The 23,455-nt window shown below is 39.0% G+C and carries 23 protein-coding genes; 22 read left to right on the top strand and 1 reads right to left on the bottom strand.

The annotated features are described in order from the left end of the window. Nucleotides 1–128 precede the first annotated feature (128 nt). The 12 genes from gpr (at nucleotide 129) to deoC (ending at nucleotide 13,762) form a co-directional block, all read left to right on the top strand. Nucleotides 129–1,253 (top strand): GPR endopeptidase, encoded by a 1,125-nt coding sequence (gene gpr / locus J2S10_RS01800; protein ID WP_307404009.1) that lies wholly within the window; start codon nucleotides 129–131, stop codon nucleotides 1,251–1,253. 21 nt (nucleotides 1,254–1,274) lie between these two features. Further along, on the top strand, nucleotides 1,275–1,595 hold the full coding sequence (locus J2S10_RS01805; RefSeq protein ID WP_307404010.1) for a DUF3679 domain-containing protein: 321 nt from the start codon (nucleotides 1,275–1,277) through the stop codon (nucleotides 1,593–1,595). 138 nt (nucleotides 1,596–1,733) lie between these two features. After that, nucleotides 1,734–3,569, top strand: coding sequence for a translation elongation factor 4 (lepA, locus tag J2S10_RS01810; protein WP_307404011.1), 1,836 nt, complete (start codon nucleotides 1,734–1,736; stop codon nucleotides 3,567–3,569). A gap of 75 nt (nucleotides 3,570–3,644) precedes the next feature. After that, a complete protein-coding gene (gene hemW, locus J2S10_RS01815; protein ID WP_307404012.1) occupies nucleotides 3,645–4,784 on the top strand; it encodes a radical SAM family heme chaperone HemW in 1,140 nt (379 codons plus the stop codon). 108 nt (nucleotides 4,785–4,892) lie between these two features. Further along, nucleotides 4,893–5,924 (top strand): heat-inducible transcriptional repressor HrcA, encoded by a 1,032-nt coding sequence (hrcA, locus tag J2S10_RS01820; RefSeq protein ID WP_307404013.1) that lies wholly within the window; start codon nucleotides 4,893–4,895, stop codon nucleotides 5,922–5,924. 108 nt (nucleotides 5,925–6,032) lie between these two features. Beyond that, nucleotides 6,033–6,620, top strand: a complete 588-nt coding sequence (gene grpE, locus J2S10_RS01825) for a nucleotide exchange factor GrpE (RefSeq protein WP_370876151.1) — start codon at nucleotides 6,033–6,035, stop codon at nucleotides 6,618–6,620. Between the two features lie 36 nt (nucleotides 6,621–6,656). Further along, nucleotides 6,657–8,489: a molecular chaperone DnaK gene (gene dnaK / locus J2S10_RS01830; protein ID WP_307404015.1), complete on the top strand. Its 1,833-nt coding sequence runs from the start codon at nucleotides 6,657–6,659 to the stop codon at nucleotides 8,487–8,489. Nucleotides 8,490–8,630: 141 nt separating this feature from the next. Further along, entirely contained in the window at nucleotides 8,631–9,758 is a 1,128-nt protein-coding gene (dnaJ, locus tag J2S10_RS01835) for a molecular chaperone DnaJ (RefSeq protein ID WP_307404016.1), read from the top strand. A gap of 18 nt (nucleotides 9,759–9,776) precedes the next feature. Further along, on the top strand, nucleotides 9,777–10,718 hold the full coding sequence (gene prmA / locus J2S10_RS01840; protein ID WP_307404017.1) for a 50S ribosomal protein L11 methyltransferase: 942 nt from the start codon (nucleotides 9,777–9,779) through the stop codon (nucleotides 10,716–10,718). A 107-nt stretch (nucleotides 10,719–10,825) separates the two neighbouring features. After that, the gene (locus J2S10_RS01845) at nucleotides 10,826–11,575 is read left to right on the top strand and encodes a 16S rRNA (uracil(1498)-N(3))-methyltransferase (protein ID WP_307404018.1); all 750 of its coding nucleotides are present in this window, start codon (nucleotides 10,826–10,828) and stop codon (nucleotides 11,573–11,575) included. Between the two features lie 6 nt (nucleotides 11,576–11,581). Continuing rightward, the gene (gene mtaB / locus J2S10_RS01850; protein WP_307404019.1) at nucleotides 11,582–12,952 is read left to right on the top strand and encodes a tRNA (N(6)-L-threonylcarbamoyladenosine(37)-C(2))-methylthiotransferase MtaB; all 1,371 of its coding nucleotides are present in this window, start codon (nucleotides 11,582–11,584) and stop codon (nucleotides 12,950–12,952) included. 159 nt (nucleotides 12,953–13,111) lie between these two features. After that, a complete protein-coding gene (deoC, locus tag J2S10_RS01855) occupies nucleotides 13,112–13,762 on the top strand; it encodes a deoxyribose-phosphate aldolase (RefSeq protein WP_307405112.1) in 651 nt (216 codons plus the stop codon). Nucleotides 13,763–13,802: 40 nt separating this feature from the next. On the opposite strand, the gene J2S10_RS01860 is transcribed toward deoC, so the two are convergent. Next, nucleotides 13,803–14,729, bottom strand: coding sequence for a Na/Pi symporter (locus J2S10_RS01860; RefSeq protein ID WP_307404020.1), 927 nt, complete (start codon nucleotides 14,727–14,729; stop codon nucleotides 13,803–13,805). A gap of 226 nt (nucleotides 14,730–14,955) precedes the next feature. On the opposite strand from J2S10_RS01860, the gene rpsU reads away from it, so the two are divergent. The 10 genes from rpsU (at nucleotide 14,956) to ybeY (ending at nucleotide 23,451) form a co-directional block, all read left to right on the top strand. Beyond that, nucleotides 14,956–15,129, top strand: a complete 174-nt coding sequence (gene rpsU, locus J2S10_RS01865) for a 30S ribosomal protein S21 (protein ID WP_007087607.1) — start codon at nucleotides 14,956–14,958, stop codon at nucleotides 15,127–15,129. 15 nt (nucleotides 15,130–15,144) lie between these two features. Continuing rightward, nucleotides 15,145–15,591, top strand: coding sequence for a GatB/YqeY domain-containing protein (locus J2S10_RS01870; RefSeq protein WP_307404021.1), 447 nt, complete (start codon nucleotides 15,145–15,147; stop codon nucleotides 15,589–15,591). A gap of 219 nt (nucleotides 15,592–15,810) precedes the next feature. After that, complete coding sequence (locus J2S10_RS01875; RefSeq protein ID WP_307404022.1) at nucleotides 15,811–16,443, top strand: NfeD family protein; 633 nt, start codon at nucleotides 15,811–15,813, stop codon at nucleotides 16,441–16,443. Between the two features lie 19 nt (nucleotides 16,444–16,462). Beyond that, nucleotides 16,463–17,452 (top strand): flotillin-like protein FloA, encoded by a 990-nt coding sequence (gene floA / locus J2S10_RS01880; RefSeq protein WP_307404023.1) that lies wholly within the window; start codon nucleotides 16,463–16,465, stop codon nucleotides 17,450–17,452. Nucleotides 17,453–17,493: 41 nt separating this feature from the next. Next, nucleotides 17,494–17,961: a hypothetical protein gene (locus J2S10_RS01885; RefSeq protein WP_307404024.1), complete on the top strand. Its 468-nt coding sequence runs from the start codon at nucleotides 17,494–17,496 to the stop codon at nucleotides 17,959–17,961. Between the two features lie 96 nt (nucleotides 17,962–18,057). Then, a complete protein-coding gene (yqfC, locus tag J2S10_RS01890; protein WP_307404025.1) occupies nucleotides 18,058–18,360 on the top strand; it encodes a sporulation protein YqfC in 303 nt (100 codons plus the stop codon). Beyond that, nucleotides 18,357–19,547, top strand: coding sequence for a sporulation protein YqfD (gene yqfD, locus J2S10_RS01895; RefSeq protein ID WP_307404026.1), 1,191 nt, complete (start codon nucleotides 18,357–18,359; stop codon nucleotides 19,545–19,547). The genes yqfC and yqfD overlap by 4 nt, the downstream gene beginning before the upstream one ends. Continuing rightward, the gene (locus J2S10_RS01900) at nucleotides 19,548–20,516 is read left to right on the top strand and encodes a PhoH family protein (RefSeq protein WP_307404027.1); all 969 of its coding nucleotides are present in this window, start codon (nucleotides 19,548–19,550) and stop codon (nucleotides 20,514–20,516) included. It begins immediately after the preceding gene. A 296-nt stretch (nucleotides 20,517–20,812) separates the two neighbouring features. Further along, complete coding sequence (locus J2S10_RS01905) at nucleotides 20,813–22,984, top strand: HD family phosphohydrolase (protein WP_307404028.1); 2,172 nt, start codon at nucleotides 20,813–20,815, stop codon at nucleotides 22,982–22,984. Further along, nucleotides 22,981–23,451 (top strand): rRNA maturation RNase YbeY, encoded by a 471-nt coding sequence (gene ybeY / locus J2S10_RS01910; RefSeq protein WP_307404029.1) that lies wholly within the window; start codon nucleotides 22,981–22,983, stop codon nucleotides 23,449–23,451. Before J2S10_RS01905 ends, ybeY begins: the two co-directional genes overlap by 4 nt. Nucleotides 23,452–23,455 lie beyond the last annotated feature (4 nt).

A 23,455-nucleotide genomic window follows, 5' to 3' on the forward strand; every position in this document is an offset into this window, starting at 1 on the left:
ACTTAGCTTTTGCAATAGTTGTTTGTAAAGGAACGAAATTATCATTTGCATGTTTTACTGTGATTAGGGGGAAAATAGGAAATAGTTTCTATTTTTTTTAAGGAATTATGGATGGGAGCGTTGCAAATATGAAGGAATCAGTTGATTTAAGCAAATACTCTGTTCGTACAGATTTAGCTATTGAAGCAAGAGAAATGGTACTTGCAGGACGGGGATCTACGGTTCAACAAGAAGAAAACCTATCCCAAATCGAAGGAGTCATCATTAAAGAAAAAGATGTTGATGATATCAAAATTTCTTTAGTAGAAGTGACAAAAGAAGGAGAACAACACTTAGGAAAAAAAGCCGGTAGATACTTAACGGTTGAAGTGCAAGGAATCCGTGGGCAGGATACCGATCTACAACAAAAAGTAGAGAATATTTTTGCGAATGAATTCTCTCATTTTTTGGAAGGGACGGGAATTAAAAAAACTGACTCCTGCCTGGTGGTCGGGCTCGGAAATTGGAATGTCACTCCTGATGCACTTGGACCAATGGTCTGTGAAAATTTATTAATTACCCGTCATTTATTTCAACTGCAGCCGGAAAATGTGGAGGAAGGATATCGTTCCGTAAGTGCCATATCGCCCGGTGTTATGGGATTAACCGGAATTGAAACAAGTGACATAATTTTTGGTGTAGTGGAAAAATCAAAGCCCAATTTTGTGATTGCGATTGATGCATTAGCATCAAGATCTATTGAGAGGGTTAATTCTACTATTCAAATTTCTGACACCGGCATTCATCCTGGTTCGGGGGTAGGGAATAAAAGAAAAGAATTAAGTAAAGAAACATTAGGAATTCCTGTTATCGCCATTGGCGTACCTACCGTTGTGGATGCAGTTTCCATTACCAGCGATACGATAGATTTCATCCTTAAACATTTTGGGAAAGAGCTTAGAGAAGGTAATCGGCCTTCAAGATCACTTGCACCTGCCGGGATGAGTTTTGGGGAACGCCGGAAGCTTACTGATGAGGATTTGCCGGAGGAAAAACATCGCAAGACGTTTCTTGGAATGATTGGCACCTTAACAGACGAAGAAAAAAGAAAATTAATTTATGAGGTGCTGTCGCCGATCGGGCATAATTTAATGGTTACACCAAAGGAAGTGGATGTTTTTATCGAAGACATGGCAAACCTTATCGCCAATGGTTTGAACGCCTCGCTCCACAGTGCAGTCGATCAGGAAAATGCCGGCTATTATACGAAATAATTAAGAAAGTCAGGAGTTTTTATGAAGGTATTTATGTTAAAATGTTTAGGGATTGCTGCTCTTATGTTTATCTCAGTTCTAGCAGGAATGCAAATCGCGAATGACGGTATTCATAAGATGAAGGGCTCTAACGATCCTAATTTTCAAGGTGCCATTTTCATAAAAGAGAAGGGCCATAATTTATCATTTTCAGAAAAAAATCCTGTAACCCATGATTTTGAGGAAAAACAAAAAAAACTTGAGGAAATCAGTTCTTTTAATATCTTCTCCTCGATGGGAAAGAAGTTGTCGGACGGGATATCCAATGCTTCCGAAAAACTCGTCAAAAGTATAACAAAATAATTGAGCGATAGCGGAACCTAGTGGTACCGCTATTTTTTATGAGTATAACTCCGGAATCCAGTTTTAATTGAATCTTGATACCCGTGCTGATATAATCAAAAATAGTGTACATGTGCGAGTATAGTAGGAGTGAACGACATGAACAGAGAAGAAAAACTCAAACGACAATCTAAAATTAGAAATTTTTCGATTATCGCCCATATTGACCATGGGAAATCAACATTGGCTGACCGTATTTTAGAGAAAACAAATGCATTATCATCCCGTGAAATGAAAGACCAGCTACTGGATTCGATGGACCTCGAACGTGAGCGCGGGATTACGATAAAATTAAATGCAGTACAGTTAAAATACAAAGCAAAAGACGGAGAAGAATATATTTATCACTTAATCGATACACCGGGACACGTCGATTTTACCTATGAGGTTTCGCGAAGCCTTGCTGCATGCGAAGGGGCTATTTTAGTCGTTGATGCTGCACAGGGAATTGAAGCACAGACACTGGCGAATGTTTATCTTGCACTGGATAACAACCTTGAAATTTTACCGGTAATTAACAAAATTGACTTACCGAGTGCTGAGCCTGAAAGAGTCCGTAATGAAATTGAAGAAGTCATTGGCTTGGACGCTTCTGAAGCAGTTTTAGCATCTGCTAAAGCAGGGATTGGAATTGAAGAAATTCTTGAACAGGTAGTAAAAACCGTCCCGGCTCCAACAGGAGATCCGGAAGCGCCGCTTAAAGCCTTGATTTTTGATTCTTTATATGATGCTTATCGCGGTGTTGTCGCTTATATTCGTGTTGTCGAAGGTTCTGTGAAGGTCGGCGATAAGATTAGAATGATGGCAACAGGTAAAGAGTTTGAAGTGAATGAAGTCGGCGTATTTACTCCGAAAGCCGTATTGCTTGATGAGTTAACCGTTGGGGATGTCGGCTTTTTAACCGCATCAATTAAAAATGTCGGAGATACACGCGTAGGTGATACCATTACAAATGCTAAAAATGGTGCATCTGAACCGCTCCCGGGTTACCGTAAACTTAATCCAATGGTCTATTGCGGGCTTTATCCAATTGATACAGCTAGATTTAATGACTTACGGGAAGCATTGGAAAAGCTTCAGCTAAATGATTCTGCTCTCCAATTTGAACCTGAAACCTCCCAAGCACTTGGATTTGGTTTCCGATGTGGATTTTTAGGTCTTCTTCATATGGAAATCATTCAGGAACGAATTGAGCGTGAATTCAAAATTGATTTAATTACGACTGCTCCGAGTGTTATCTATCATGTGAAAATGACAGATGGATCTGATTTAAAGGTGGATAACCCATCTAACTTACCGGACCCGCAAAAAATTGATCGCATCGAAGAGCCTTATGTAAAAGCAACAATGATGGCACCAAACGATTATGTTGGAGCCATTATGGAGCTATGTCAGCTTAAGCGCGGAATCTTTATTGATATGCAATACCAAGGTGAAAATCGGGTTAGCATCATCTATGAAATTCCATTGGCTGAAATTGTTTATGATTTCTTCGATCAATTAAAATCAAGTACACGGGGTTATGCTTCCTTTGATTATGAGCTAATCGGTTATAAACCATCCAAGCTGGTTAAAATGGATATATTGTTAAATGCAGAAAAAGTGGATGCATTGAGCTTTATTGTTCATAATGATTTTGCTTATGAGCGCGGAAAAGTAATTGTTGAAAAGCTGAAGGAACTTATTCCGAGGCAGCAATTTGAGGTTCCTGTCCAGGCTGCAATCGGCCAAAAAATTGTTGCACGATCAACCATTAAAGCGATGCGTAAAAACGTATTAGCAAAATGTTATGGCGGGGATATATCCCGTAAACGAAAATTATTAGAAAAGCAAAAAGAAGGTAAGAAACGGATGAAACAAGTTGGTTCCGTTGAAGTACCGCAAGAAGCTTTCATGGCTGTCCTGAAAATGGACGATACGAATACAAAAAAATAATCTAGCGGGAGGTTAGGACAAGCCTGATTAAAGGCAATCTTAGCCTCTTTTTGTTACATGTTAGGAGTGTTAAAAATGATTAAAGCTGCTTATCTCCATATTCCTTTCTGTGAGCATATTTGTCATTATTGTGATTTTAATAAAATGTTTCTCAAAGGGCAGCCTGTAGATGATTATTTACAAGCACTGGACCAGGAAATGAAGATGACTATAAGCCGATATCCAACAGACCATCTTGAAACAATATTTGTTGGAGGGGGGACCCCGACATCATTAAATGAGCAACAGCTGGATAAATTTTGTGAAAGTATAAACAGAAACCTGCCCAAAAGTGCAAATGTAGAATTCACCTTCGAAGCAAATCCAGGTGATTTAACAAAAGGAAAATTACAAATATTAAAAGATGCAGGGGTTAATCGCATTAGTTTGGGTGTCCAAACTTTTAATGAAGACCTATTACAAAAAATAGGCCGTGTGCACAGGAAAAGAGACGTTTATCAGTCTATTGAGGATGCAAAAAAAGTAGGATTTGAAAATATCAGTATCGATTTAATCTTTAGTTTACCGACACAAACACTTCAAGATTTTAAAGAATCCCTATCAGAGGCTTTTACTCTCGATATCACCCATTACTCGGCTTATTCCTTAATTATCGAACCGAAGACAGTTTTTTATAATTTAATGAAAAAAGGTAAGCTGCTGACTCCGGGTGAAGATATTGAAGCTGCCATGTATGAGCTTTTGATGGAAGAGATGGAAAAAAACGGTTTTAGACAATATGAAATAAGCAATTTTTCAAAACCCGGCTTTGAAAGTAAGCATAACTTAACCTATTGGAATAACGACTTCTATTATGGCCTTGGAGCAGGGGCCCATAGTTATCTAAATGGACTGAGGCGATCTAATTCCGGTCCGTTGAAAAAATATATCGACCAAATTAACAAAGGCATGCTGCCTGTTTTTGAAGAGCATGAAGTAACAAAAGCTGAACAAATGGAAGAAGAGATGTTTTTAGGGTTACGTAAAACGAAAGGGGTATCCATTTCACATTTTATTGGTAAATTCGGGAAGGATCCTCGTCAATTATTTAAAAATGAAATTGTTGATTTAGTTGAAAAACAATGGTTGGAAACGGATGAAGATAATATATATTTAACTAAAAGGGGACGACTCCTTGGAAATGAAGTTTTTCAATCTTTTTTAGGAGCTGTCTAAATCCCCGCTTTTCTTAGTATGTAATGATTGACACCATCCCCCCTTTTTTGATAATTTATTAGTAGAATTAGCACTCAGCTGCTATGAGTGCTAACAGAGGTGATGCATGTGCTATCAGATCGTCAATTATTGATTCTTCAGGTTATTGTTGATGACTTTATTCGATCTGCACAACCTGTCGGCTCTAGAAGTTTGTCGAAAAAAGAGGAAATTTCATTCAGTTCGGCGACTATTCGCAATGAAATGGCTGACTTAGAAGATATGGGGTTTATAGAGAAGACTCATACTTCTTCGGGGCGTGTCCCATCGGAAAAGGGTTATCGGTATTATGTTGATCATTTGCTTTCACCTCAAATATTGAATCAGCAGGATATTTCCATTATTCAATCCATTTTTGCTGAGAAAATTTTTGAGTTTGAAAAAATTATTCAAAAATCGGCCAAGATTTTATCTGAACTTACCAACTATACGTCCATTGTTCTTGGACCTGCCGTTAGTATTAATAAGCTAAAAAGAATTCAAATTATCCCTTTAAACCAGGAAACAGCAGTTGCGATTTTTGTTACCGACACGGGTCATGTGGAAAATCGGACCTTTAAGTTGCCGTCTACTGTTGATGTCAGTGATTTAGAGAAAACGGTAAATATTCTGAACGAACGTTTAGCAGGGGTTCCACTTGATGAATTAAATGATAAAATCTATAAAGAAGTTGCCATGCTGCTTAGACAGCATATTCATAATTACGATTTGATGATGAATACCATTGCTGAATCGTTTAAAATGCCCGTTAATGAAAAACTTTTCTTTGGCGGAAAAACAAATATGTTAAGCCAGCCTGAATTCCATGATATTACAAAGATCCGTACTCTTTTAAACATGATTGACCAGGAAGAATGGTTCTATAATTTAATTAGAAAAGAGTCAGCGGGTATTCATGTGAAAATTGGCAGGGAAAACAATATTAGTGCAATGGACAATTGCAGTTTAATCACAGCTACCTATTCAGTCGGAGCTGAAAAGCTGGGGACAATTGCCATCTTAGGTCCAACTAGAATGGAATATTCACGCGTGATTGGTTTACTGCAGTTACTGAGCAAGGACTTGACCTCCGTGTTAACAAAGCTGTATCAAAATAATTAACGCAGGAAATATTGAGTATGGGTGGAATCTATTTTAGTTTCACCCCCTTTCTGTGAAGATGATTTTTTACTTTATTATAGAACCCTTAAAGGGAGGTGAGTAAGTTTGATGAATGAAAAAAACAATACAATCAATGAAGAGGTTGAACCACTAAGTAATAAAAATGGTGAACTTACTGAAGAAAATGCGGTTGAATCTGTTTTTGATGAAACAGAAACAATCGAGCAAAATGAAGTAAATCCTTTCGAGGAAGAAATTCAAACGCTTAAGAACAAGTTAGAAGAAGCAGATAATCGTTATTTGCGCCTTCAAGCTGACTTTGATAATTTCCGCCGTCGTACAAGATTGGACAGCGAGGCGAGCGAAAAATATAGAGCGCAAAAATTGATTACTGATTTATTGCCTGCATTAGACAATTTTGAAAGAGCTTTGAAAATGGAAGTTGAAAATGAACACACTAAGGCCTTGCTTCAGGGTATGGAAATGGTTTATCGCGGTTTATTGGAAGCCTTGAAAAAAGAGGGCGTTGAAGCGATTGAGGCTGTGAATAAAGAGTTTGACCCTCATTTGCATCAAGCTGTTATGCAGGCTGAAGATGAAAACTATGCCTCAAATATTGTTATCGAGGAATTCCAAAAAGGCTACTTGTTGAAAGACAGAGTGATCCGTCCATCAATGGTAAAAGTAAGTCAATAAGGAAATACTACATATTTTTTCTAGGAGGAAAAGGCAATGAGCAAAATTATTGGTATTGACCTTGGAACAACCAACTCATGTGTGGCAGTTCTTGAAGGCGGAGAACCAAAAGTAATCCCAAATCCCGAAGGAAATCGCACTACTCCATCTGTTGTATCGTTTAAAAATGGTGAACGTCAAGTAGGGGAAGTCGCAAAGCGTCAGGCGATTACAAACCCGAACACCATCATGTCGATTAAACGTCATATGGGTACTGCATATAAGGTAGATGCTGAAGGAAAAAATTATACTCCACAAGAGATTTCGGCAATTATCCTTCAATATTTAAAATCTTACGCGGAAGACTATCTTGGCGAGCCGGTAACGAAAGCTGTAATTACGGTTCCAGCTTATTTTAATGATGCAGAGCGTCAGGCAACCAAGGATGCTGGTAAAATCGCCGGTCTTGAAGTAGAGCGTATTATCAATGAGCCTACTGCAGCTGCTCTTGCATACGGACTGGATAAAACTGAACAAGATCAAACGATTCTTGTTTACGACCTTGGCGGCGGTACGTTTGACGTATCGATCCTTGAACTTGGTGATGGCGTATTTGAAGTAAAATCCACAGCGGGTGATAACCGTCTTGGTGGAGATGATTTTGACCAAGTTATTATTGATTATTTAGTTGACCAATTCAAAAAAGAAAATGGCATTGATCTTTCTCAAGACAAGATGGCATTACAGCGCTTAAAGGATGCCGCTGAAAAAGCGAAAAAAGATTTATCAGGTGTCATGTCAACACAAATTTCTTTACCATTTATCACTGCAGGGGCTGCAGGTCCACTTCATCTTGAAGTCACATTATCAAGAGCAAAATTTGACGAAATTTCAGCGCATCTTGTTGAACGGACAATGGGCCCGACTCGTCAAGCTTTAAGTGATGCAGGATTAACTCCATCACAAATTGATAAAGTCATTCTTGTTGGTGGTTCAACACGTATTCCGGCCGTTCAGGAGGCAATTAAAAAAGCAACCGGACAAGAGCCGCATCGTGGCGTAAACCCGGATGAAGTGGTTGCAATGGGTGCAGCCATTCAAGGCGGGGTAATCACCGGTGATGTAAAGGATGTCGTATTACTTGACGTAACTCCGCTTTCTCTTGGTATTGAGACAATGGGTGGTGTGTTTACGAAATTAATCGACCGTAATACAACAATCCCTACATCTAAATCACAAGTATTTTCAACTGCCGCTGATAACCAAACTGCTGTTGATATCCATGTTCTTCAAGGGGAACGCCCAATGGCAGCTAACAATAAAACACTTGGTCGCTTCCAGTTAAGTGATATTCCGCCAGCTCCGCGTGGAATTCCGCAAATTGAAGTGAACTTTGATATTGATAAAAACGGTATTGTAAATGTGCGTGCAAAAGATTTGGGAACTAATAAAGAACAGCAAATCACCATTAAATCTTCTACTGGTCTTTCTGATGAAGAAATCCAAAAAATGGTCAGAGAAGCGGAAGAAAATGCTGAAGCAGATAAACAGCGTAAGGAAGAAGTGGAGCTTCGTAATGAAGCAGATCAACTTGTCTTTACAACTGAAAAAACCTTAAAGGATCTTGAAGGAAAAGTGGATGCCGCTGAAGCAGCAAAAGCAAATGAAGCAAAAGATGCCTTAAAAGAAGCGATTGAGAAAAACGATCTTTCTGAGATTCGTACTAAAAAAGATGCTTTACAGGAGATTGTTCAGGCTTTGACGGTTAAGCTTTATGAAGAAGCCGCTAAGCAAGCACAGGCTGCAGGGGGCCAAGAGGGTGCCACCAATGCTGGCAAAGACGACAATGTTGTGGATGCGGAATTCGAAGAAGTAAAAGACGATAAATAATCGGCTGAAGAGCAAGAAAAAGTCAAAGTCAGTCAATCGGCTTTGGCTTTTTCTTTGTATAAATGGCAATGCTTTTTATTGCAATATAGTTCACAAGGGTGTTAAAATAATCTTTATGTGACAGATTCGGGAGTGGTAATCATGAGCAAACGGGATTACTATGAGGTGCTGGGGGTAAATAATGGCGCTTCAAAGGATGAGATAAAAAAAGCATATCGAAAGCTCTCTAAACAATATCATCCGGATATTAATAAAGAGCCTGATGCGGCAGATAAATTTAAGGAAATAGCTGAAGCTTATGAAGTGTTAAGCGATGATCAAAAAAAGGCCCATTATGATCAATTCGGTCATACCGATCCAAATCAAGGCTTTGGCGGCGGCGGAGATTTTGGCGGCGGCTTTGGCGGTTTCGAAGATATATTCAATACCTTCTTTGGCGGAGGCACTTCAAGAAGAAGAGATCCAAATGCGCCAAGGCAAGGTGCAGACCTGCAGTACACAATGACCGTTTCTTTTGAAGAAGCAGCGTTTGGAAAAGAAACGGATATTGAAATTCCACGGGAAGAAACTTGTAATACTTGCAGCGGTTCCGGAGCAAAACCAGGAACAAAACCTGAGACCTGTCAGCATTGCAACGGAACAGGTCAGTTAAATGTGGAGCAAAACACTCCATTCGGCAGAATTGTGAATCGCCGAACTTGTCACCACTGTAATGGAACTGGAAAAGAAATTAAACATAAATGTTCAACCTGCGGTGGTACAGGAAAAGTGAAGAAACGGAAAAAAATTCATGTTAAAATTCCTGCGGGCATTGACGATGGTCAGCAATTAAGAATGTCCGGTCAAGGGGAATCCGGAATCAACGGCGGACCTTCCGGGGATTTATATGTTGTCTTCCATGTACGCGCTCATGAATTTTTTGAAAGAGATGGCGATGATATTTATTGTGAAATGCCTATCACTTTTGTGCAAGCATCATTGGGTGATGAAATTGAGGTCCCAACTTTACACGGAAAAGTAAAACTTAAAGTCCCGGCAGGAACGCAAACAGGAACCAAATTCCGCTTGAAGGGAAAAGGTGTACCAAATGTCCGTGGATATGGGGTAGGGGATCAGCATATTCTTGTGCGCATCATTACTCCAACTAAACTGACTGATAAGCAAAAACAGCTTTTACGTGAATTTGCCGATATTAGCGGCTCTGCTCCAATTGGTGAACATGAAGAAGGCTTTTTTTCAAAAGTAAAACGTGCCTTTAAAGGCGAGTAAGGATTGGAGTTGGTAGATTTGAAGTGGTCCGAAATCAGTATCCATACAACAAATGAAGCGATCGAACCTATTTCTCATATTTTGCATGAAGCCGGTGCGAGCGGTGTAGTCATTGAAGATCCATTTGATCTCACGAAGGAAAGAGAAGATCAATTCGGCGAAATCTACCATCTCAATCCGGATGATTATCCTGAAGAAGGGGTAATCGTAAAAGCTTATTTACCGGTTAACAGTTTTTTAGGTGAAACGGTAGATGCCATTAAAGAATCGATCAATAACCTAATTATCTATAATATTGATATCGGGATAAATAAAGTAACGATAAGTGAAGTAAACGAAGAAGAATGGGCAACAGCTTGGAAAAAATATTATAATCCTGTTAAAATTTCCGAGAAATTTACGATTGTCCCAACTTGGGAAATCTATACACCAGTCAGCAGCGACGAACTGATTATTGAATTGGATCCGGGGATGGCATTTGGTACAGGAACACACCCGACAACCGTTATGTGTATCCAAGCTCTGGAACGAACCGTCCGGCCCGGTGATCAGGTAATTGATGTAGGTACCGGTTCAGGGGTATTAAGCATTGCAGCTGCAATGTTAGGAGCAGAAGATGTCAGGGCTTTTGATTTGGATGAAGTCGCAGTGACAACGGCGAGACTGAATATCAAGCTAAATAAAGTAAATGAAGTTGTGACCACTTCGCAAAACAACCTTCTTGACGGTGTTGAGGAGAATTCAGCAGATGTTATCGTTGCCAATATACTGGCTGAAGTTATTTTACGCTTTACAAATGATGTCGCCCGTGTGGTTAAGCCTGGAGGATCGTTTATTGCCTCAGGAATTATTCAACAGAAAAAAGATCAAGTTAAAGAAGCTTTGATTGAAGCAGGCTTTGAAATAACTGAAACCATTTTAATGGAAGATTGGGTTGCTATTATTGCGAATAGGAAATAATGAGTGAAAAAGGGGCGGTTTGAACCCCTTTTTCTATTTATTTACTTTCAAAAATAACTCCATTTTAGTAAAATAAGGAGTAAAATGCTTTTGAGAGGGTGCATCGTGTGCAACGCTACTTTGTTAACGAACGAGCAAAGGATAATCGTTTTTTTATCGACGCTGAAGACCGCCATCATATCGTAAAGGTTATGCGCATGGAAATTGGTGACCAAATTGTATGTGTGGATTCAGAAGGGAAATCAGCTGTCTGCAAAATTGCAGAAATTACCGATGAACAAGTTGTTGCAGACGTTGTACAATGGAAAGATGAGCAATCAGAGCTTCCGATATCGATTACGATAGCAAGCGGCTTGCCTAAGGGAGACAAGCTTGAATGGATTATTCAAAAAGGTACGGAGATGGGTGCCTATGAGTTTCTTCCGTTTTCGGCTTCACGCTCGGTTGTTAAATGGGATGAAAAAAAAGCAGCAAAGAAGATAGAGAGATGGCAAAAAATCGCCAAAGAAGCTGCTGAACAATCTCATCGTGCGTTTTTGCCTGAGGTTGTTAGCCCGATTAGCTTTAAAACGTTACTTAAAAAAAGCAATGATTACGATTATAAATTAGTTGCTTTTGAAGAGGAGAGTAGAAATGGAGAAACATCAAATTTTTCTGCTACACTCCAACAACTAAAAAAAGGTGAGTCGCTCCTGATGGTTTTTGGACCTGAAGGTGGATTAACTGAAGAAGAGGTTCAGCTTTTACGAGAAAATGATTTTTCGCTTTGCGGGTTAGGCCCGCGAATTTTACGAACAGAAACTGCCCCATTGTATGCACTTGCGGCAATTTCCTATCATATTGAATTATTGAGGTGAAAACATATGCCAACAGTCGCGTTTCATACACTTGGATGTAAGGTGAACCACTATGAGACTGAAGCAATCTGGCAGTTATTTAAGCAAGAAGGCTACGATAGGGTTGATTTCGAATCCCTATCAGATGTATATATTATTAATACTTGTACCGTAACAAATACCGGTGACAAAAAAAGCCGTCAGGTTATAAGACGGGCAGTTCGTAAAAATCCTGACGCAGTTATTTGTGTAACAGGGTGTTACGCTCAGACATCGCCTGCTGAAATCATGGCCATTCCAGGTGTTGATATCGTAGTCGGAACTCAGGACCGTGTAAAAATGCTCGGATTTATCGAACAATATAAAAATGAACGGCAACCGATAAATGGTGTCGGTAATATTATGAAAAACCGAGTCTACGAAGAGCTTGATGTTCCTGCGTTTACAGACAGAACCCGTGCATCTTTAAAGATTCAAGAGGGCTGTAATAATTTCTGCACATTCTGTATAATCCCTTGGGCTCGAGGACTAATGAGATCGCGTGATCCGAAGGAAGTTATTCGCCAGGCACAGCAATTAGTTGATGCCGGGTATAAAGAAATTGTCTTAACCGGAATTCACACCGGCGGCTATGGGGAAGACATGAAGGATTATAATCTTGCGATGCTCCTCCGTGATTTAGAGGCGGATGTAAAAGGTTTGGAACGCCTTCGAATTTCTTCTATTGAAGCAAGCCAAATTACTGATGAAGTAATTGAAGTCATTAAACATTCCAATACTGTTGTACGTCATTTGCATATTCCTCTTCAATCCGGTTCCAACTCTGTTTTGAAAAGGATGCGCCGTAAATATACCATGGAGTTCTTTGGAGAAAGACTTGAACGTCTAAAAGAAGTGCTGCCGGGGCTTGCAGTTACTTCGGATGTTATTGTTGGTTTCCCAGGAGAAACAGAAGAAGAGTTTATGGAGACCTATAATTTTATCAAAGAACATAAATTCTCTGAACTACATGTTTTCCCATATTCAAAACGTACTGGAACACCAGCTGCCCGTATGGAGGACCAGGTTGATGAAGAAGTGAAGAATGAACGGGTACATCGATTGATTTCTTTATCTGATCAACTGGCGAAAGAATATGCTTCTCTTTTTGAAAACGATGTTTTGGAAGTTATTCCTGAGGAAGAGTACAAAGAAGAAGCGGGTACGGGTTTATATGTAGGATATACAGATAATTACCTGAAAGTTGTTTTTCCTGCTACAGAAGATATGATTGGGAAAATTGTCAAAGTAAAGATTACAAAAGCGGGCTATCCTTATAATGAAGGGCAATTTGTAAGAATTGTTGAAGACACATCTGTTAAAGATGAGGTATTTGTAAAAGAAGAAGCGGCCATGTAATCTTTTAAGGACCCTGATTTTGGGTCCTTTTTCTTATGCAAATTTGGGTATGCTATAATTAGTAGCAAATTTCTTTCTGAATCACGTCAAGATAACTTCTGGAATCTTAGAATGGATAAGAGAGGAGAATATAAATTGGTTACGTCGAATGTTGCTGCAATGATAGACCATACCTTATTAAAACCTGATGCAACAAAGCAACAAATTGAAACGCTTTGCCATGAAGCACGGGAGTATAAATTTTTTTCTGTTTGTGTTAACCCTGCATGGGTCTCTACTTCAAAAGAACTCTTAAAAGGCAGCGGTGTAAAGGTTTGTACGGTCATTGGATTTCCTTTAGGAGCAACGACTACAGAAACAAAAGCTTTTGAAACCAAAAATGCCATTGACCATGGGGCCGAGGAGGTCGATATGGTGATTAATATTGGTGCACTGAAGGATAAAAACGATGAATTAGTGGAAAGCGATATACGAGCTGTTGTTGAAGCAGCAAAAGGCAGGGCTTTAACAAAAGTCATTATCGAAACAAGCCTTTTGTCTAAAGAAGAAAAAATCAGAGCCTGCGAGCTATCGGTTAAAGCAGGGGCTGATTATGTGAAAACCTCAACCGGATTCTCTACAGGTGGAGCAACAGTCGAGGATATTAAATTAATGAGAAATACAGTTGGGCCAAACATTGGGGTAAAAGCATCCGGTGGAGTACGAAGTACAGAAGATGCTCAAAATATGATTCAAGCAGGCGCAACAAGAATTGGTGCAAGTTCAGGTGTGGCCATACTAAATGGACTGACAGTAACTTCAAATTATTAAAAAATATGACGGCTTTCAGCCGTCTTGTTTTCAATATGCATTATGATTTTTTTCCATGAAGAAATAAAAGCATTTCTCCAAATTTCGTTGCAAATGGTAAAACAAGCAATGAAGTAGCGACATTAAAGATTACACTAATATGTGCCAATTGTACATCCTTATGGCTGGCCAGGAAAGCGGCATGATTCGTTAGAATCGGAATGAGCGGTATAAAAAGCAATACCCCAAAAATGTTAAGCCAAACATGAGCATATGCGGCAAGTCTGGATTCTTTGCCTCCACCTATAGAAGCAATTACAGCCGTGATGCAAGTGCCGATATTAGCCCCTAGCATTATGGCGATTCCTGCATTAAGCTGCAGCAGTCCTGCTGTTAAAAATCCCATGGCAATTCCCGTCATCGCCGTACTGGATTGAATGATAGCCGTAATGATTGCACCAGTTAGAAGGCTAAAGAGAATACTGTCGTTTATGGAAAGAATAAATTTATTAATAAACGGGAGAGATGTCAATGGATGTGCCAATAACTCGAATCCTTTCATTGCCGTAAATACTGAGGCAATTCCAAATAAAAGCATCCCAATGCTCCTAGCTTTTTTGTTTTTAAATAAAATAAGCAATGCGCCGCTAATTGCCAATGGGACAAGAATAGAGTCTAAGTTGAAGGTAATTAATTCTGTCTTAAAAGTAGTTCCGATATTTGTCCCTAATATTATCCCTATTGATTGAGGAAAGTTCATGATTCCTGCTGAAATTAATCCTATCGTAATGACCATTACAGCCGTGCTGCTTTGTAATAGGGCAGTTATAATCGTCCCTGTGATCATTCCTTTTATGGGTGAACTTGTCAGTTTGATCAGCCATAAGCGTAAATTATCTGCAGATAGATTAAATAATCCAAACCTCATAATGGTCATACCAAAAATAAATAATAAAATGCATAGTACAAATAATAATATGTATAGCATGTCTTGGCCCCCTCGCTTCATTGTATGGTTCAGAAGGAAGGGACATGCCATATTTCAAGGGAAAATAAGACTTCAATATAAAGAAATTACATTTTAATGAATAAAAATTTGAAAAGCTTGCATTAACTATTCGAATTACAGTTGACCTTGAATCGAGGTTATATTATAATTGCAAGGTACATGGATTGAATGTAAGTGTGTTGTGTTTCGGAGGGAGGGAAAGAGAATGTCTAAAACCGTCGTTCGTAAAAACGAATCGCTTGAAGATGCTCTTCGTCGCTTCAAACGTACAGTATCAAAAACTGGTACTTTGCAAGAGGCAAGAAAGCGCGAATTCTACGAAAAGCCAAGTGTAAAACGTAAGAAAAAGTCTGAAGCAGCAAGAAAACGTAAGTTTTAAGAGAGGGTGTAATTTATGAGTCTTCTCGAGCGTTTAAATAATGACATGAAACAAGCGATGAAAAACAAGGAAAAAGACAAACTCTCCGTGATTCGGATGGTTAAGGCTTCATTGCAAAATGAAGCGATTAAGCTCGGTACGAAAGAGCTATCCGAAAATGATGAGTTAACAGTCCTTTCTCGCGAAGTAAAACAACGCAAAGACTCCCTCCATGAATTTGATAAAGCAGGTCGTGAAGACTTGGTTGATAAATTGCGTACAGAATTGACGTTTGTTGAACTGTACTTACCGAAACAGCTTTCCGAAGAAGAGTTGACAGAAATCGTGAAAGAAACGATTTCTGATATCGGTGCAACATCAAAAGCGGATATGGGAAAAGTGATGGCTGCGTTGATGCCGAAGGTAAAAGGCAAAGCAGATGGGTCACTTGTTAATAAACTTGTACAACAACACCTTTCATAAGTATTCTGACATCAAGGCCGTAAGCATTTTTGCTTACGGTTTTTATCATTAGATTAAAAAAGTATATGTTGAACTTCGATTACTGTCTAGCTCCGGCGCCCCGCGACGAGAAGACTTCGCTAAACGGGCGCCTCCGCTTTTCTTTAAAAAAGGTGAAACTTTATTGAATATCGAACGTACATATTAACATCAGGGATAAGATAGAAGGGGGGGGGTTGTATGGTAGAGTTTCTTACTGACCCGATTGTAGTAACCGTGCTATTAACGATTGCAGGAGTCGGTATCGTAATCGAGCTTTTTTCTCCTAAATTCGGGGTTCCTGGATTTATTGGAGTAATGGCGCTACTGTTATTCTTTTATGGACATTTTCAAGCAGGTATGGCTGGATATGGAACACTCCTGCTATTTGCAGCAGGCATCCTTCTTATTTTTCTGGAGTTCTTTTTACCCGGAGCGATTTCAGGAACACTTGGAACGGCAATATTAATTTTGAGCCTTTTTATTGCAGGAGGGAATGCCTTGCAAATGGGTGTTTCTATACTAATCTCTCTTTTCTTTACGATTCTTGCTTTCTTTATTATGATTAAAGTTTTTGATAAGAAGTTAATTCTCTTTAATAAAATGGTTTTATTTGATTCAGCCAGGAAAGAAGACGGCTATGTATCGAATATTAACCGTACTGACCTATTGGGCAAGGAAGGTGTAGCTTTAACTATTTTACGCCCTGCAGGGACGGTTATTATTAATTCTGAACGGATCGATGCAGTGAGTGAAGGCGGATTCATTGATCAAAACGCAAAAGTGAAGGTAATTAAGGTTGAAGGAGCCCGCATAGTTGTACGAGAGATATAATCTGGAGGAGGTTTTGGAGTTGGTAACGAATGGAACCATTTTTATAATTGCGATTGTATTTGTTGCTTTAATATTTTTAGGAATATTATTATCTTTTGTTCCGGTAATGTTATGGATATCTGCCCTTGCAGCAGGAGTTCGTGTGAGTATTTTTACCTTAGTGGGGATGAGGCTGCGAAGGGTTACGCCAAGCAGAGTCATAAATCCGCTTATTAAGGCCCATAAAGCAGGTTTAAATGTAACAACCAATCAGCTTGAAAGTCATTATTTAGCAGGCGGGAATGTGGATCGTGTTGTGAATGCGCTTATTGCTGCCCATCGCGCAAATATTGAACTATCATTCGAACGAGGCGCGGCGATCGATCTCGCAGGACGTGATGTCCTTCAAGCAGTGCAAATGAGTGTAAACCCAAAAGTAATTGAGACACCGTTTATACCGGGCGTTGCCATGAACGGAATTGAAGTGAAGGTAAAAGCAAGAATTACCGTACGGGCCAATATAGAGCGCCTCGTCGGCGGTGCGGGTGAAGAAACGGTTATAGCCCGTGTTGGTGAAGGAGTCGTGTCTACAATTGGTTCATCGGACAGCCATTTCAAGGTGCTAGAAAAACCTGACTTAATTTCGCAAACAGTACTTTCAAAGGGGCTAGATGCAGGTACTGCGTTTGAGATCCTTTCGATTGACATTGCTGATGTTGATGTTGGTAAAAACATCGGTGCTGAATTACAAACTGAACAGGCCGAAGCGGATAAGAAGATCGCACAGGCTAAAGCTGAAGAGCGCAGAGCCATGGCTGTCGCCCAAGAACAAGAAATGAAGGCAAAAGTACAAGAAATGAGAGCGAAGGTTGTGGAGGCTGAAGCGGAAGTTCCGCGGGCGATGGCTGAAGCACTTAAATCAGGAAATATCGGTGTTATGGACTACATGAACATAAAAAATATTTCCGCTGATACAGACATGAGAGGCTCAATAGGTAAGATAACAGGTGAGAAGAAGGACGATAATTAGCAAACACCATACGGACATTTATAAAAAAAGGAGGGTGGAATTTGAATACGTTAATTTTCATGATTATCGTAGGTATTATCTCAACCATTTTTAGTAAAGCAAAAGGGAATAAGGGACCAACCAAAAAAAAAACCTATTCATTCAATAATATAGATGACCTTCGTGAGCTGTTTAATAATAATAAAACAACGAATCATCCCCAAAGACAAACTAGAACGATTCCGTCTGTGAATATAGAAAATCAACCTGACAATATGGAAAGTATCGAAAAGAAATATTTAAAAATAAAGCAAGTGTCAGAAGCCAATCCGGTTGGAATGGTCATTCTTCCCCCTCCTGAACAAAAACTAATTGAACCGGTAAAAAAGATCGAAAACGACAAAAAAGAGGAAGAACGATTAGCCTTTTCAGACATCCCGGATGCGAAAACACTGGTCAACGGGATTATCTGGTCTGAAATCCTCGGGGAACCGCGCTCGAAAAAGCCTTATTTTGCAAAAAATAAATAAGTCCTTTTTGAATAAAACAAGGATGTAAAAAGGAAAAAGATGTGCTAGAACCCCCTTTTATTTCATAAATATGAGATGAAAGGGGGTTCTTTTTTTATGGCAAAAACATTGGGCCAACGCGTCCGGAGCTGGATGGCAAAAAAAATGGATCTTCCTCAAGATGTCATGATGGATTTACCCCGCATAACGATGATAGGGCAGATTCATATATACATTGAAAATCATAGAGGGTTATTAACCTTTACGGATAAAGAACTGCGCTTGTTGTTAAAACAGGGTCAGTTATTAATAAAAGGTAAAGCATTCGTGATAAAAACTATTTTACCTGAAGAAATTTTATTGGAAGGAAAAATAGATCAGGTCATTTATATAAATGAAAATTCGGGAGGAACAAAATGAAAAACCAATGGATCGAATTTTTATATGGCAGGGTAACAGTTAAGGTATCCGGAAGGGGAATAGAGCGGTTTTTAAACGTTCTTACTAGGAATGGTCTCCATATTTGGAATGTAAAACGGCATGGAACCGAAACCGTCACTTTTAAAATGAGGCTTCAGGATGCAAAAAAAATTAGACATTTCGTGCGGAAAAGTGAATGCGCTATTTCCTTTTTGCAGCGAAGCGGTGTTCCATTTTTAATAAAACGGCTGTTGAAAAACAGTGGATTTTTGGCAGGGGCAGCCGTTTTCTTACTCATCATTTTGTTTTTATCGAATGTTATTTGGGGAATTGAAATAAAAGGAGCAAAACCGGCAACCGAGTATCAAATTCGTAAAGAATTGGACAAGATGGGCGTTAAAATTGGAAAGGTACAGTTTTTTGTAGACAATGTTGAAGCCATTCAAAGGAAGCTGACTAATAACATTAGTGCCCTTACATGGGTTGGCGTAGAATTAAGAGGGACAACCTATCACTTTCAAGTTGTTGAAAAAACCGAACCTAAAAAACCTGAGCTATTATCACCTAGGAATCTAGTGGCGAAAAAGAAAGCAATCATTGTAAGAATGGATATTGATGAAGGTCAGCAAGTGGTTGCTAAAAATGATCATGTTCAAAAGGGCCAATTACTCGTATCCGGAGAAATTGGCCAGGAAGGGAAAACAGAACTTGTACCTGCAAAAGGTGAAGTATGGGGGGAGACGTGGTATAAGAGCCATGTTGAACTACCGCTAAAAACAAATTTTAAAGTATTCAACGGGAAAGAAGAACAAAAATACTTCATTGAAATAGCTAACATTGACCTGCCGATTTGGGGATTTGGAAAATCAGAATTTAAGGAATCTGAAACAGAAAAAAATGTACACAAGATTCATTTCTTAAAATGGGAACTGCCTATTTCCTACGTTAACAAAACCATTCGTGAACGGGAAGAGATTACCCGTACGTATACAAATTTAGAGGCGGAACAAATAGCACTTGAGATGGCTAAAAAAGAAATAAAAAGCCATTTGGATGAAGATGCTATCATTAAAGATCAAATGATTTTACACAAAGCAATTGAAAATGGTAAAGTTATACTAGATATCCATTTTAAGATAATCGAAAATATTGCTGTCGGACAACCGATATCCAAGGAGACTCAATGAATGACAGAAGAGCTAAAAACAATAAATGTACAGCTTGAAAACCCTACAGAGGCAATTTCACTTTTAGGGAACTCGGATTCAAATATTAAAATCATTGAACAAGAACTGGATGTTTCGATTGTCACCAGGGGTGAATCAGTTAGTTTGTCCGGTGATAAAGAACATGTAGAAATGGCAGGTCAAATCCTAAATAAACTAATTTTCTTAATCCGCAGGGGTGTAAATATTAGTCAGCGGGATGTTCTGTATGCGGTCCAAATGGCTCAAAAAGGTACTCTGGATTATTTTGTGAATTTGTACGATGAGGAAATTGCGAAAAATGTAAAAGGGAAAACGATTCGTATAAAGACGCTCGGGCAAAGACAATATGTGATGGCGATTAAGAAAAATGACTTAGTATTTGGGATTGGACCTGCAGGAACAGGTAAAACCTATCTCGCTGTCGTCATGGCTGTTAATGCTCTTAAAAGTGGTCAGGTCAATAGAATAATTTTAACAAGGCCGGCAGTTGAAGCAGGGGAGAGCCTTGGGTTTCTTCCGGGGGATTTAAAAGAGAAGGTTGACCCATACCTACGGCCATTGTATGATGCACTCCATGATATTCTGGGTACCGAACATACCCAGCGATTAATTGAACGGGGGACCATTGAGATTGCTCCGCTTGCCTATATGAGGGGCAGGACATTAGACGAAGCTTTTGTAATTTTAGACGAAGCTCAAAATACAACTCATGCCCAAATGAAAATGTTTTTAACCCGTCTTGGGTTTGGTTCGAAAATGGTCATTACAGGGGACCGGACACAGGTGGATTTACCTAAAGGTGTAAAATCAGGTTTAATTGTTGCGGAGGAAATACTTACGGACGTAAAGGGGATTTCGTTTGTGTTTTTAGAACAAAGTGACGTAGTTCGCCACCCTCTCGTTGGTAGGATTATCGAAGCATACGGTAAGAAGACTGATCAAAAATGAAACTATAGTATAAATAGGATAGACCATTTAATGGTTTATCTTTTTTATTTTTTCTAAGAATAGTCTACAAAATGAATCTTCTTCTTTTAGCAGGTGAAAAGTCTCGGGAAAACTGTTATCATTTTACATAAAGCAGACTGTCAACAAAAATTTATTTAAAATAAGTATTTTCTGCAATCTGCAATAAATGCAGCGTCTGCAAAAAAATGATTCGAGCTTGGATAGCAAGACCCATTAGATGTCTAAGTGCCTCGATAAGGTATATTGGATGGTTTAGGGGCCGTGGAGGGATTTAATTGGAAAAACTTCAGCAGCACTTCATTCAGATACGGAAGCTCCTCGATATTACTTTTTTTCGAGTTTTATCTTTTCTTGTTTTAGGAATTGTTCTTTATGCGGCAATGTTTAATAATGTAAAACCTGAAAAACTGGATTTAAATTTGTTTTCGATTGCCCAAAAAACAATACGTTCGCCCGGGACAGTTGAGGATAAAGAAAGTACTGAAAAAAAGCGTAAAGAAGCGTTGGATCAGGTACAAGATGTATACACCTTAAAAAAGGAGTATACTCAAAATCGAGTTGACTTAATAACCTCTATATTTGATTCTGCTTCTGAAGTGAATGACGAAATAAAAGAGGATCTGAAGAAACAGTCTGAAGCGTCTACAGATAAATCTATGAAAGTAACAGAGCCAAGTGTTCCCGAAAAAGTAGCAAAGTTAAAATCAAAATTGACCCCGAGTGTGACAAAGGATCTTTCTGACCAGGTTTTTTCAGGAATAGTCCAAGCTAGCAAAGAAGAATTATCAATCGCTAAGGATCTGACAGTAACAGCAATTAACAATGTGATGACCAAAAGAATTTCAGCAGATGATGTTGAAAATGCTAAAAAAAGAGTAGAAGAAGAATTAAAATATTCTACTTTGAATGATGATTTAAAAAGTGCGGCAATTGAATTAGGCAGATATGCAATTATCCAGAATGAATTTTATGATCCGGTTGCAACAGAAGAATTACGACAGCAAGCAGCGGAAAGTGTTGAGCCGGTTAAGATTCTTCAAGGGCAAATAATTGTTGAAGAAGGAGCATTAATTAACCGGGAAATATATCGACAGCTAAAGCTTGTCGGTTTACTGGCGAATGAAAAATCTTTTAAGCCTTTTATCGGCTTAGCATTTTTTACTATCCTCATTGTTTCAGCGATCTATTATTACTTTTATCAAATGAAAACTGATCCGGAAAAGAGACAAACCCATTTACTCTTATTTGGAATTATTTTCATCCTGTCTATTTTTATTTTAAAAATAGTTAGCTTGCTCCAAATATTTAATTATTCCGGCATTGGCTATTTGTTTCCTGCTGCCATGGGCGGTATGCTAATTAAAATATTAATTGATGAAAAGCTTGCGGTCCTCATGTCTATCATTTTGGCTGTCTGCGGAAGCGTAGTTTTCAATGAAGGTGTTACAGGCACACTTAATTTTTCGGAAGGGATCTATATTCTCTTCAGTGCGTTAGCAGGTATCCTTTTTTTAAGTAATCAAAATCAAAGGTCAAAAATTTTGCAAGCCGGATCATTTGCTGCCGCGGTTAATCTCCTTACGATTTGGACCTTAATGCTTTTGCCTAATGGACAATTTTCCGGTCTCGAATATGGGTATTATTTTTTAACTGCCATTGTTTCAGGGATTGCTTCTGCGGTTTTAACAATCGGATTATTGCCTTTCTTTGAGGCAAGCTTTGGAATTCTATCAACCATGAGACTTATTGAACTATCGAATCCAAACCATCCGCTTCTTAGGAAGATTTTAATGGAGGCCCCCGGCACTTATCATCATAGTGTGATGGTAGCCAACCTGGCGGAATCCGCATGTGAGGCAATTGGGGCAAATGGTCTTTTGGCAAGGGTTGGCAGCTATTATCATGATATTGGTAAAACCAGACGACCTAACTTCTTTATCGAAAATCAGATGCACCTTGATAATCCGCATGACCGTCTGCCGCCGGATAAAAGCGCGAACATCATCATTGATCATGTGACAGAAGGCTCCAATATTTTAAAGAAATACCACATGCCAAAAGAACTGATTGAAATTGCTGAACAGCATCATGGAACAACCCTTCTTAAATTTTTTTATCATAAGGCTATTCAGAATGGAGCCGAAACTAAGGAAGAGGATTTTCGGTATCCGGGCCCTAAAGCTCAGTCAAAGGAATCTGCAATTGTCGGAATAGCTGATAGTGTCGAGGCAGCTGTGCGTTCATTGACATCGCCTACCCCTGAATTAATTGAGTCGCTAGTGAAAAAAATCGTTGCAGACCGGCTCCAGGATGGACAATTGAATGAATGTGACCTAACATTAAAGGAACTTGAAACTGTGACCCACACTTTATGTGAAACATTAAAGGGGATTTTCCATTCAAGGATTGAATATCCAGAATTGACGAAGAAGGTGAAAGAAGCTTGAATTTAATGATTGATTTTTTAGATGAAACTGATGAATTAACAGAGGAACATATTCTTGAAATAGAAAAATTATTAAATTTTGCCGCAAAAAAAGAAAACGTTGAAGAACAAAGTGAAGTTTCCGTTACATTTGTTTCAAACGAACGAATTCAGGAGATTAACCGTGAATATCGTGACAAAGATACTCCCACAGACGTTATCTCGTTTGCCATGGAGGAACTTGGTGAAGGGGAAGTGGAATTAGTTGGCGGTGAGATGCCTCGTGTGTTAGGTGATATTATTATCTCGGTTCCAAAAGCAAAGGAACAGGCAGAAGAATACGGTCATTCCTTTTTACGTGAACTTGGCTTTCTATCTGTTCATGGTTTTCTACATCTTTTAGGCTATGACCATATGACAGAGGCTGACGAAAAAATAATGTTTACACTGCAGAAGGATATTTTAAACCAATATGGGCTCACACGGTAAACGA

This window comes from Neobacillus ginsengisoli (assembly GCF_030813055.1).